The 12,702-nt window shown below is 65.6% G+C and carries 7 protein-coding genes; 3 read left to right on the top strand and 4 right to left on the bottom strand.

The features are described from left to right. The coding region (locus tag VKI00_RS05360; protein ID WP_324435971.1) for a GAF domain-containing protein at window positions 1-2,304 on the bottom strand (2,304 nt) is incomplete at its 3' end. 304 nt (window positions 2,305-2,608) lie between these two features. On the opposite strand from VKI00_RS05360, the gene VKI00_RS05355 reads away from it, so the two are divergent. After that, entirely contained in the window at window positions 2,609-4,153 is a 1,545-nt protein-coding gene (locus VKI00_RS05355; protein ID WP_324435970.1) for an adenylate/guanylate cyclase domain-containing protein, read from the top strand. Between the two features lie 192 nt (window positions 4,154-4,345). On the opposite strand, the gene VKI00_RS05350 is transcribed toward VKI00_RS05355, so the two are convergent. Further along, window positions 4,346-7,123, bottom strand: a complete 2,778-nt coding sequence (locus tag VKI00_RS05350) for a LuxR family transcriptional regulator (protein ID WP_324435969.1) — start codon at window positions 7,121-7,123, stop codon at window positions 4,346-4,348. Window positions 7,124-7,364: 241 nt separating this feature from the next. Then, the gene (locus tag VKI00_RS05345) at window positions 7,365-7,715 is read right to left on the bottom strand and encodes a DoxX family protein (protein WP_324435968.1); all 351 of its coding nucleotides are present in this window, start codon (window positions 7,713-7,715) and stop codon (window positions 7,365-7,367) included. Between the two features lie 735 nt (window positions 7,716-8,450). On the opposite strand from VKI00_RS05345, the gene VKI00_RS05340 reads away from it, so the two are divergent. Together VKI00_RS05340 and VKI00_RS05335 are read left to right on the top strand one after the other, a co-directional pair. Next, complete coding sequence (locus VKI00_RS05340) at window positions 8,451-9,839, top strand: NAD-dependent succinate-semialdehyde dehydrogenase (RefSeq protein WP_324435967.1); 1,389 nt, start codon at window positions 8,451-8,453, stop codon at window positions 9,837-9,839. A gap of 45 nt (window positions 9,840-9,884) precedes the next feature. Continuing rightward, window positions 9,885-11,582: an alpha-keto acid decarboxylase family protein gene (locus tag VKI00_RS05335; protein ID WP_324435966.1), complete on the top strand. Its 1,698-nt coding sequence runs from the start codon at window positions 9,885-9,887 to the stop codon at window positions 11,580-11,582. A gap of 149 nt (window positions 11,583-11,731) precedes the next feature. On the opposite strand, the gene VKI00_RS05330 is transcribed toward VKI00_RS05335, so the two are convergent. After that, the coding region (locus VKI00_RS05330) for a VOC family protein (protein ID WP_324435965.1) at window positions 11,732-12,702 on the bottom strand (971 nt) is incomplete at its 5' end.

The following is a 12,702-nucleotide window of genomic DNA, read 5'->3' as shown; positions in this document are numbered from 1 at the left end:
GCTGTCCATCCGGGCGGGCCGGCCGGTGCGCAGAATCATTGGGGCGATGTGGTCGCCATCCAGCGGTAACCGCGCGCCAACTGCCGGCGGGCTTGGCAGGTCTTGGTTCAGGGCTGCAATAGCCTCTATGACGAGGAAGTCGCCGTCGTGGCGGATCACCGTCGCGTTGTAGGCGTCCAGGCAACTGGCCATCTCCTCGGCCACCGCGTTGAACACCGCCGCCGGCTCCGCCTCGCGGGCGACCAGTTCGGCCACCCGGCGCAATGCCGTCTGCTGTCGAGCCAGCTGACGCAGGCTGTCGCGGCTGGCATTCAGCTGTTCGCGCGCCGCCGCATTGGCGATCGCGGTTGCCACCAGATCGGCGAAGTCTGCGATGCCTACCTCTGTGTCGTCCGGCAGCGGCTCGCCCCGCGAGGCCACGGCAGCCACGCCCCACAACTCTGCCCCGACCATGATCGGGACCGCGACCATGGATGCGATGCCCATCTTGCGGATGCGCGCGGCCGAAACACCCGCCGCATGCTCGTGGCTGTCCATCCGAGCGGGCCGGCCGGTGCGCCGAACCGTCACGGCGACGTGGTCGCCGTCCAGCGGGAACCGCTCACCGACGGCCGGCGGGTTCGGCATCTCAAGGTCCACGCGTCCAAGAGCGGCAATGACGATGGCATCGCCGTCGTAGCGGGCCACCGTTGCGTTGTAGGCGTCCAGACAACTGGCCATCTCCTCGGCCACCGCGTTGAACACCTCGGCAGGCTCCGCCTCGCGGGCGACCAGTTCGGCCACCCGGCGCAACGCCGTCTGATGCCGGGCGAGCTGACGCAGGCGATCGCGGCTGGCACGCAGGCGCTCCCGGCTGGTATCCAGTTGCTCGCGCGCCGCGGTATTGGCGATCGCGGTCGCGATCAGATCGGCGAAGTCTGCGATGCGCGCCTCGGAATCGGACGACAGCGGTTCCCGCTCCGCGGAGCCGGCCGAAACCACCCCCCAGATCTGGCCATCGACAATGACCGGAACGCCAAGTGCGGTACGGATGGCGGATCCTTGGCGGGCGGATTGGCCGGTGCTCAACACCTTCGACAGGAGTTCGTCGTCCGCCAGTGTCAGGCGGGTGCCAGTGGAGAGGTCCTGCATCCCCGGCTCGTGCCGGGCGGTGAGGATGGTGGCCGTCTTGTCGTCTTCGTAGCGGGACAGCTGAGCATCCGTCACGTGCATGCATCTCGCCATTTCGTAGTAGACGGCATCGAACACCTCCACCGGATTGGCCCCACGTGCAACCAGGGTTGCCACCCGCCGCAACCCCGCCTGATGCTCGGCAAGCTCACGCAGCGTGTCGCGGCTGGCCTCGAGCATGGTCCGGGTTTCGCGGAGCTGCTCTTCTTCTTCGCGTTGCCCGGTGACATCGCGGCCGACGGCATAAAACAATCCTTGGTGCGGCGCGACGCTCCATTCGATCCATCGCGAAGAACCATCGCGGGTGGTGGCCCGATTTTCGAAACGAATGGGTCCGCGGTCATCGACCGGTTCGTTGATCGGGTCGCGCAGCCGATCCATGACTTCCCGCGGCACCAATTCGAAAAGGGCGGGCGCCAAGTCGTCCACCGTGTAGCCCAGCGCTTCTACGAAGGCCGGGTTGACCTGGAGCAATTTGTCCTGATCGGAAATGACCATGAGGTCGGAGGTCAGGTCGAAGAACTGTTCCAGTCTTTGACGGCTTTCGATCAATCTGTTGCTGACGTTCTCGCGGTCACGGGCGGTGGCAAGCAAGGCTTCCAGGGTCGGCACCACTCGGAGCAGGCGTTGACGCGTCGTGCGTGGCAGATCGTCGGGCACCTCGACTACGCCCAGTACCAGGTCGTGGTCATGAAGCGGAATTGCCCCGGGCCGGTGTTCGCCGGTCGCATCCGTCAACTGCACGGACGCGAACCGCAAGTTCAAGGCAGCAGCAAGATGCCGGCCCACTTCGTCGGCGGCGGACGGCAGACCGCCTGCGCGCAGCACCAAGTGAGCCAGTTCGGCCGACAACTCGGCCTCGCGGCGGCGATCCTCGCTTGCCGCGGCCGCTGCGACGATACCGGCGATGAAGTTGCCCACCAGGGCTAGACCCATCAGAACCGCATAGACGATGCCGACCGGGTCTTGCGGGTCCACCTGTTTCAGAAGACCGACCAGCACGGCTTCGACTACCAGAAACCCCGCCGCAACGGTAAACGCAATGCCGGGCGTCGCAAGTGCCGACGGCCTCACCAATGCATATAGGCGCGCTGCCGTTGATGTGCGGGCAAAGCGCCGACGTCCGGGCGACATCTGTTCAGTATGTATCGTTCGGACCTTCAGCAAAGCCCCTGCCGTTGCTTTTTGAATTTCCGGATATCGCGCGGCGACATTTTTCCTCATACTGCAAACGTGACGGCGGGCCTCGCCTTCGACCTGATCATCAGCCTGACTGGTGACCTGCCCGCCTGGCCGCCTGACCCTGCTACTGCACAGCGGCCGAGGATCAGCGCCCGGCAGACTTCTAGGAAGGCGGAAATGGCCGCGTTGTCGTACGCCCGGGCGCGATGCACTGGACACGGCGACGGCTAGCGCCCGGCCGCAGTACGCTCATGCGGTGGCGGAAACGTCGTACGCATCCTGCGGCGATCTGAGCCTGGCGTATCAGGTGTTCGGCGACGGGCCCGTTGAGCTCGTCTTCGTCGGGGCGTTCGTCAGCCACGTCGAGCTGTTTTGGACGCTGCCCGAATTCAAGGCGTTCTTCGAGCGTCTCGGCACCTTCTGTCGTGTCGTGATGTTCGATAAGGCCGGGGTCGGGTTGTCGGACCCGGTCCCGAAGGTTCGCTCGGTGGATGATCGAGCGGCCGAGATCGAGGCCGTCATGGACGCCGTTGGCTTCGGAAAGGCCGTCCTCTTCGCTTTGAGCGAGGGTGGCCCGGCCGCCATTGTCTTGGCGGCACGACGACCGGAGCGAACGCGGGCGTTGATCCTCCACGGCACGTACGCCTACTTAGGCGGTCTTGAATGGGACGACTTAGATCGCGGCCCGGACGAGGTCCGGGCGCGTATCCTTCGCGAACTGGGTGAGGACTACACGCCGTCGACGCAGCAGATCGTACGCTGGCAGGAATTCGGCGACGCTGTCCGCTCAGATTGGGGCGACGGTAGGGCACTCAAGTGTCTGGTGCCGTCGGTTCGGTCGATCCGCCAGCTCGGAATGTTGGAGCGGATGTGCGCGAGCCCCGGAATGGCACGGGCCACAGTCGAAGCGTCGTTCGGGATCGACGTGCGGCCGATCCTGCCGACGATCACCATCCCAACCCTCATCGTCCATGCCCGCGGAGACCCCGGGGTGCCGGTGCAGGATGGCCGATACCTCGCCGACCACATCTCTGGGGCGCAGATGCTTGAGGTCGAGGGCGTGGACCATGCGCCCTGGTTCACCGATTCCGACAGGACCACAAAGCGGATCGAGGAGTTCCTCACCGGCAGCCATGCAGCGCCGCCACAGTCACGTCGCGCCCTGCGCACCGTGTTGTTCACCGACATGGTCGAATCGACACAGCACGCCGCGGCGGCGGGCGACGAGCGGTGGCGTGCGGTACTGCACCGCTTTGATGAAATCACGAGCGAGCTCACGCAACGGTTCGAAGGCACGGTGGTCAAGAACACCGGCGACGGCCACCTCGCCACGTTCGACGGCCCGACGCAGGCCATCCGCTGCGCCGAGGCGTTGCGCGCTGACGCCGAGACATTGGGCATCCGGATCCGCTCCGCCATCCATACGGGCGAGTGCGAACTGCTCGACGCGGACATAGGCGGAATCGCCGTACACGTCGCCGCGCGGATACTCGGGCATGCCGGCGCTGGCGAAATCCTCGTCTCCCGCACCGTGCGTGACCTCGTCATCGGCTCGGGCACGGGCTTTGACGACCGCGGCAGCGTCGAGCTGCGAGGAGTGCCCGGCACTTGGCAACTGCTGGCGGTCGACCGGCGCGGTGCGCGGGCGGGAACGGCTGAGGCTGCACTGGCGTCAATGCCAACCCCCGGCCCTCGCACCGCGATGCGCCGGTCGGATCGCGCCGTGGAGGTCATGGCCCGGCGGACACCGTGGATCCTGCGCGGGGTGGCCCGCCTGGCCCCGGCCGCCGACCGCGGATGAGCAGAGATGCGTTGAGCCGCAACGCAGTTTACGTACGTGCGAGCGGTTTTCGCCACCAATACCCTTTACCACTCGCGGAGGATCCGGCGGACATTCCCGTGGCGGCTCGTCCTGGGGCGCAGCCCAATTCGACTCCGCTGTGTCTACGGCCAGCCGCGTGCCTGAAACCGCTGATGCGCGATGGTAAGCGGGTTATCGGTCTCCCGTGGCCACGGCGAGTGGGTGATCGCGGCGGGTGAGGGCGGCGTCGAGTTCGTGGCGTGAGCTGATGCCGAGCTTGGTGAAGATGTTGCGTAGATGCCATTCCACGGTGCGTGCGCTCAGGAACAGTTCGGCGCCGATCTCTGGGTTGGTCCGCCGTGTCCGCGCGAGCTGGACGATTTGATGCTCTTGCGGCGTGAATTCGGCGCTTGGAAGGTCACGTCGGGAGCGTACTTGTTCCCCGCTCGCGTCCAGCTCGCGGCGGGCGCGGTCGGCAAAAGCGTTGGCGCCCATGGCCGAAAACGCGTCAAACGCGGCCCGTAACTGTGTGCTCGCCTCGGCGCGACGATTGTTGCACCGCAGCCACTCGCCGTAACATAGCCGCGCCCGCGCGAGGTGGGACGCCATCCGGGTGTGACTGAGCAGCTCGATGGCCTCCCGGTAGAGGTCTTCGGCCATATCGCCGTCGGCCACCAGTGCCCGCGCAAGCGCCGCCGCACCACGGGCGCTGTCGGTCCCGCTGGCCGCGGCCATCGCCGACAACCGCTCACACGCCGCGGCGGCACGCGCCGGCTGCCCGCTTCGCATCGCAGCCTCCACCAGTTCGGGCAGCGGCCAATGCGGTATGAGCAACCTGTCGTCGCTGCTGGCGCTGTGCGCCGCCACAGCGGCCAGCTCATAGTCGGCCAGGCCGTTATACAGCACCGCCTGGGCATACTCCACGAAGGTCAATGCCATGCCCTCACCCCGGCTGGACGCACTGACAATCATCTGATCGATGAAGTCCGCTGTGCGCGGTGCGTCTCCGCGCCACGCCGCCAGCAGCACCGCGGCGTAAGAGGTAAGGGGTTCTGTGATTCCCAGTTGGATGTTTTTCTCCTCCGATATCAGCGCCTCCGCTTGGGCGAGCTCGCCCACATGGATGCTGAACACCGCCAGCCCGTTGAGGGCTTCGACAAGCCGACTCAGGGTGCCGCTGGAGCGCGCGAGCTGTACTTGACCGTTGGCAATATCAAACCAGGCCTCCTCGTCCCATAGCTCGGCAGCCACTACGCAGTACGGGTGGCACAGCACATCCAGCTCCCGTGGCTGGGCAAGGTATTGGCGCAGCGCGTCTTTGAGGAGCGGCGCGGCGGCGACATAGCCGTCGAGCGCCCGTACCGCAAGCCCGCGCACCAGCATGTGCGGATGCGGCAGCGGCTCAGGGTCCAACGGCACGGATTTCGCCCCCCGCGCCACCTCCGCTAGGCCGCACCCATCCGCCAGGCGCCCGACGTAGATGGCGGCCAGGAGTGCTTCCAGAAGGGTCTGCCGCGCCAGCTCGGCATCCAGCGGCTGCAGGCGCTGCGCGGCGTGTAGTAGAAGTGATGGCGCATCGGCGCCGCGGTTGAGCTTGAAGGCGATCCGCGCGCGCATGAGCTCGACCCGCGCATGGCCGTGCTCGTCGAGGGCACCAATGTCGGCCGCTGCCAACAGTTTCCCGGTGGCCGCGAAATCGCCGGCAGCGTATTTGGCTTCGGCCGCAACCAGTGCGCGAGCCGCGCGCCGGCCCGGATCGGGGGTCAGCGCCACCGCGCGTTCCCAAAACGCCGCCGCCGCCGCCACCCCGCCGCGGCGCGCCGCGCGATCGGCCGACCCGATCAGCTCGGCGGCCAACTCCTCATCGGCAGCACCCGCCGCGGAGGCGCGATGCCAGGCCCGCCGATCCGGATCCAGCTGCGGGTCGGTCGCTTCCGCGAGCGCGGCGTGCGCGGCCCGCTGCTCGTCGACCTCGGCGGCCCGATACACCGCCGAGCGCAGCAACGGATGCCGAAACCGCACCCCCGCACCGATGTCCAGCAGCCCGGCATCGACCGCCAGCTCCAGCGCGCCCACATCCAGGTCCAGCGCGTGAGCCGCACGCGCCAGCAGCGCCGGATCCCCGACCGGATCGGCCGCGGCCACCAACACCAGCCGCTGGGTTCCCCGCGGCAACCCGCGCAGCCGCGTCAAATACTGATCCTCGATACGGCGCGGAACGCTGCCGCTGTCGGGCATCGCGAACCCGCCCGCGAAATCCACCACGCCCAATTCCCGTAAAGCCAGCGGGTTTCCGTGCGCTTCCTCCAGAATGCGTCGACGCACGCTCTCATCGAGGCGGGCGGTGGTCACCGATGCCAGCAGCGCGCGAGCCGACTGCTCATCCAGCCCGGACAACCGCAGATCCGGCAACCCCGCCAGCGGATCCTCCGACGCCGCCGTCGTTCGGGCGGCAAAGACCAGCCCCACCGGCTCGGCCAGCAACCGCCGCCCCACAAACCCCAGCACCTGAGCGGTGGCCTGATCCAACCACTGCACGTCATCGACGATGCACAGCAGCGGCCGCTCCTCGGCGGCCTGCGCCAACAGGTTCAGCGCCGCCAGCGCCACCAAAAACGATTCCGGCGGCTCCCCGGACGCCAAACCCAGTGCCGCGCTGAGCGCCTCACGCTGAGGTTCAACCAACGCGTCCAGGCACGAGAGCATCGGTTTGCAAAGGTCATGTAGCCCAGTGAAGGCCAACTCCATCTCCGACTCGACGCCCATGCACCGCGCCACCCCGAAGCCCGCCGCCTGCTCGGTCAGATAACCCAGCAGCGCCGACTTGCCGATCCCCGCCTCCCCGCGCAACACCAGCACGCCGCTGCGCCCACCACGCACCCGAGCCAGCAGCCCATCCAGCGCCGCACATTCGCGTCGCCGCCCACACAACGACGTCGACGCGTCCGCGGCGCGATGGCGATCGCCCACCAGCAACCACCGTCCTCATCCAGCCAAGCGCCCAGGATTTATTGCGGCAACACTACTCCGTCAGTGGCGCTTGGGCGTTCTCATTGCTACCTCGCGGGGCCGCCGCGACGCACCGATGCCGTGGCCGCCCGCTTGGTCGGCCATAAGCGCCTGCCCTTAACTCTAATTCCGTTGCGAAACAACGTTTCCAACCCGGCATCATCCTCAGACCGGATCGGTTCAGGTTTGGGACGATGTGGTCTTACGCCACGATGGTGAGTAGCACCAAGGCGGCGGCTGCCAGTCCGGTGATCGCTGCGGGAAGTAGAACGGCGCCCTTGTCGTGCGCCTTGAGGTGGTAACCAAGGGCGCCGGCCATCAGGATTAGGACCGCGGCGGCAGTCAGGATGGCAACAGGTTTGACGGCGATTCCGGCTAGCAGGCCCACCACAGCGGCGAGTTCAGCGATACCGATCAGGCGGCTGAGCCGCAAGCTAATGCCGAGATGCGCGGCATTGGTGCGTGCGGTGCCGGTGCCGAGGATCTTGATGATCCCCGTGAATGCGAACTCCACAGCCAGAAGAGTGGATAAGGCGACAGTTGCAATGTGCATCGCTGATTCCCAGAAGTGATTAGCCAGTTGCTAATTGACGCAGATGGTGCCGTTGAAATGCGTGCCGTCCCCGGTAAGGCATCCGTTGGGCGGATCCTTCGGCAACCCAGGCGGGAGGCAGTTTTGCCTCGCGTTGTCCCAGTACCAACCCGTAGGACAGTCGGCCAAGTTCACGGCCGCCGGAGGCACCAGCAGGGCGGACAAGCCGACACTCGCCACAGCTAGCACGGTGGCTACCGACCGAGCAATTCTGAGGTTCTTCACGTCCTCGTTGTCCTTCGCTTGAATCGCGTTTCCTCTTGGTGACCTGCTGTCGGGCTCGAAACGCTCTGCCACCATTGTCGGCATCTTCGGCGGTGAACAGCTTCATGCCACCCACAATCCTGTGTACCGGCTAGCTGGAATTTCACGGTCCGTCACTCCACCAGAAGGCCAACGGCGCAGGCATGCAGATAGACTCACCCGCATCAACTGAAACGTGAAATATTTTGTGAGCCAGAGCATCTGACGATTCGCCCGAAGATCGCCAATCCGGGCACTTTTACCTGCTGGCAGGTATGCCCGTTTGGCGGTGGCGGTAACGACATGCTGTCGCCGAACCCGGATGCTGAAAAACAACACCGCGTCAGCGACCCACCTGCGCGGAATCGCTTGCACGAGCGATGTTCAGGAACGAATGCAAGACGCCCAAGCAGCGGCTGAAGAGCCGCGTGACAAACAGATGGAGCAAAGATCATGGCATACCATACTGTTAACCCGTACAACAACCAGGTCGTGGCTACTTTTGACGACCTGACCGATGCGGAGGCGATGAACCTTCTTGCGCAGGCGCAGAAGACCTTTGAGTCCTGGAGCCAGATGTCGTACGCCGAGCGCGCCGCAGTGTGCCGCCGTGCCGCAGCCATCCTCACCGAGCGGCCCGATGAGTTCGCCCGCCTGCTGACGCTGGAGATGGGCAAGCTCTACACGGAGAGCTTGGGCGAAGTTGCGCTGAGCGCAGACATCTTCAACTACTACGCGGAGAACGCCGAGAAGTTCCTGGCGCCCGAGCGCATCAACACGGTCAGCGCCAACGACGACGCAATGCTCATCAGCGCCCCGCTCGGGGTGATCCTGGGTGTGCAGCCGTGGAACTTCCCCTTGTACCAGCTGGCGCGGGTGGCGGCCCCGAACCTGATGGCCGGCAATGTGGTCATGGTCAAGCACGCCTCCAACGTCCCGCAGGCGGCCGCCGCCTTCGAGCAACTGCTGCTGGAGGCAGGTGCCCCCGAGGGCGCCTACACCAACCTCTTCGCCACCAAGGATCAGATCAACATGCTGCTCGACGACCCGCGGGTGCGCGGTGTGTCGCTGACCGGCAGCGAGGGCGCCGGCTCTGTCGTCGCGGCGCGGGCCGGCAAGAACCTCAAGAAGTCCACCATGGAGCTGGGCGGCTCGGACGCACTGATCGCGCTGGACGACGCCGACCTGGACAAGACGGTCCGTTGGGCGGTGTGGGGCCGGATGAACAACGGCGGGCAATGCTGCGTGGCCTCCAAGCGGATCATCGTCGCGGAGGAAATCGCCGACGAGTTCTTGGAGAAGTTCAAGGCCGCGCTGGCCGCCCTGCAAGCCGGTGATCCGTTTGACGCGGCGACCACACTGCCGCCCATGTCGAGTCAGGTTGCCGCCGACGAGTTGCACGAAAAGATCAAGGCGGCAGTGGAAGCCGGCGCAACGGCCATCCCACTGGGCGAGCCGGTGCCCACCACGGGCGCGTTCGTGCAGCCGACCATCCTGACCGACCTGACCCCGGACAACCCCGCGTACTACCAGGAGTTCTTCGGCCCAGTGGCGCTCTTCTTCAGGGCGACCAGCGAGGACGATGCCGTGCGGCTGGCCAACGACTCGCACTTCGGGCTCGGCGGTTCGGTGTTCACCGAGGACATCGACCGCGGGGTCGAGGTAGCCAAGCGGATCGAGACCGGCATGGTGTTCGTCAACCACCCGACGTGGACCAAGCCGGACCTGCCGTTCGGCGGTGTGAAGCTGTCGGGCTACGGGCACGAACTATCCAGCCTCGGCATCCAGGAATTCGTCAACAAGAAGCTGATCAACGTCGTCCCGATCGACGCACCCGAGTGATCATCGCCCAAGTCGATGACCCAAAGCAGGAGGAACACAACAATCATGGCTGACTTCACCGTGGGGAAATACCTCGCGACCCGGTTCGAGCAGATCGGGCTGAAGCATTATTTCATGGTCCCCGGGGACTACAACCTTGTCCTGCTCGATGAGCTGCTGGAGAACAAGAACGTCGAGCAGATCGGGTGTTGCAACGAGCTCAACGCCGCCTATGCCGCCGAGGGCTACGCCCGGGTCAACGGCGCCGGGGCCGTGCTCACCACCTTCAACGTCGGCGCGTATTCCGCGCTGAACGGTGTGGCCGGCGCCGCCGCCGAACGGCTGCCGGTGATCATGGTGTCATCCAGCCCCAACACCAACGACGCAGGTGAGAATCACATCCTGCACCACACGGTGGGTTCCCACGACTTCACCGCTCAGTACGAGGTGTTTCGGCAGGTGACGTGCGTGGCGGTCCGGATACAGCACCCAGCCAACGCGCCCGCCCTGATCGATGAGGCGATCAGCACCGCGTTGCGCGAGCGCAAGCCCGCCTACATCGAGATTCCGTGCAACCTGTCGGCCGCACCATGCTCTCCGCCGGCCCCATTCTCCACGCTGCAGCCGGGGCAGGTAAGCAACGCGCGGATGCTGGCGGATGCCGTCAGTCGGGCCACCGACCTCATCGCGGATGCCAAAAAGCCGATTCTGCTGGCCGGTGCTCACCTGCGGCCCTATGGCGCCATCGAGGCGTTCCGTGAACTGGCCGAAGCACTCGGCTGCGCGGTGGCGGTCATGCCCAACGCCAAGGGCTTCTTCCCCGAAGACCACCCGCAATACGCGGGCATCTACTGGGGTGAGGTCAGCAGCCCGCAGTGCCAAGCCATCGTCGACTGGTCCGACCTCATCGTGGCCGCCGGGCCGGTGTTCAACGACTACACGACAGTGGGCTGGAGCGCGGAGCCACCGCGGCAGCGATTGATCAACGCCACGGCCCAGGGAGTGCGGTTCGGCGACACCGAATACACCGGCGTCGCGCTGGCCGACTTCCTGTCCGACCTTGCCAAGAAGGTCCAGGCGAACGACGCGACGCTGACCCAGTACAAACGTCTCAGGGGTACGACTTCGGTGGCGCGCCGCGAGGCTGCCGACCCCGCGGCTCCGCTGAGCCGGGTCGAGCTGTGGCGTCAGATCGAGGAGGACCTCGACTCCAAGACCACCCTGTTGGTGGAAACCGGTGATTCGTGGCTCAACGGCATGTACACGCGGCTGCCCGGCAGCGCGAGGTTCGAAATCGAGATGCAGTGGGGCTCCATCGGCTGGTCCGTGCCCGCCAGCTTCGGTTATGCGATGGGCCTCGAGCCTGACCGCCGCCTGGTCTCAGTAATCGGCGATGGGTCCTTCCAGCTGACCGCCCAGGAAGTGTCCAACATGATCCGCCACCGCCAAGAGGTCCTGATTTTCTTGGTCAACAACCGCGGGTATGTGATCGAGTCGGCGATCCACGACGGTCCGTACAACTACTACAAGAACTGGGATTACGCCGGACTGGTCGACGTTTTCAACGCCGAAGACGGCGGCGGCATAGGGCTGACGGCAACCACCGCCGCCGAACTGGCCGATGCGATCGGCAAAGCCCGCGCCCACAAGGGCGGCCCGGTCCTGATCGAATGCCAGATCCCCAACGACGACGCGAGCCCCGAGCTCATCTCCTGGGGATCGAAAGTGGCTCGGGTCAATTCCCGGCCGGACCCGCGGTTCTAAGGGACGACGGCCCCCGGTACACCCGGGCGCTCGTCCTCACATAGCCAGCGGCCGGTAGTGCAGCTCATGGGATGCGCACTACCGGCCGGCTAACCACTCGGAGACGCCGAAATCGGTTGCCTGCCTGGGCTGCCCGCGGCGGGAGCCGGTCAGTCGTCGGCGATCGGCGGTGCACTGAGCGCCGCAACCATGTCTTCATGACGAAGCAAAGACTTTGCGGCAACTGCGAATTGATTGAGCTTGTCGATCACGGTCTGTCCTTCTGGGGTGTGTCCCCAGATGCTGATGCCCTGGTGTGTGATGGGTTCCCAGGTGGATTCATTGACAACGATCGGGTTCCACCCGACCTCCCATTCGAACCCCGAGGGTGTCATCGCATAGTAGGACAATTCCTTGTCGTTGGTATGCTGACCCACCGAAAGAGCCATCTCGAACCCCATTTCCTTCACCCGCTGATAGGACGTGACCATGTCGTCGAGCGTGGCCACTTGGACATTGACATGCTGGATTCGGGTGCGAATCGGGTTGATGGGCAACGCATTCACCGACGCGATCGCCACGGAGTGGTGGCGTTCGTTGACCCGCAAGAAGCGGATCTTGAACTTCAGTCTGTTGATGGTCTCGTCGATGTAGTCGGACAGACGCGCATCGAAGACGTGGTTGTAATAGCCCCGGACGTATTGCGGCTTCTTCGTCATGAGCGCCACGTGGCCGAGTCCGCCTGCGCCGGTGACGAATCCGCTGCCGGGTATGTGCAGGGGCAGGGGTGCGGTGCGGGCGGTGGTGTAGATCTCCTGCGCGAGTCCGTTGGGTCCGGGGAAGCGCAGGAAGCGCTCGACCCCTCGCAGCTTCGCGTCTTCCTCGCTGCCCTCGACGGCCGGCACGCCGTGGTCGGCGACGCGGCGGTTGATCTCGTCGAAGGTGGCGTGGTCGTCGAGGTGCCAGCCGAGTGCGATGACGTCTTCGGCGGGTCCCCGCTGCAGCAGGATGCGGCATTCGTTGGCATCGAGGCGGAAGCGGATCGTGTCGGGTGCCATGTCGTCGCAGTGCATGCCGATGGCGTCGCGGGCGAAGCGGCGCCAGTCGTCGAACTTGTTTGTTTCGATCACGGCATAGCCCA

Origin of the sequence: Mycobacterium sp., assembly GCF_035314665.1 — a bacterium.
Classification (GTDB): domain Bacteria; phylum Actinomycetota; class Actinomycetes; order Mycobacteriales; family Mycobacteriaceae; genus Mycobacterium.
Note: the sequence above shows the minus strand (reverse complement) of the source record. Positions and strands in the feature narration are given on the sequence as shown.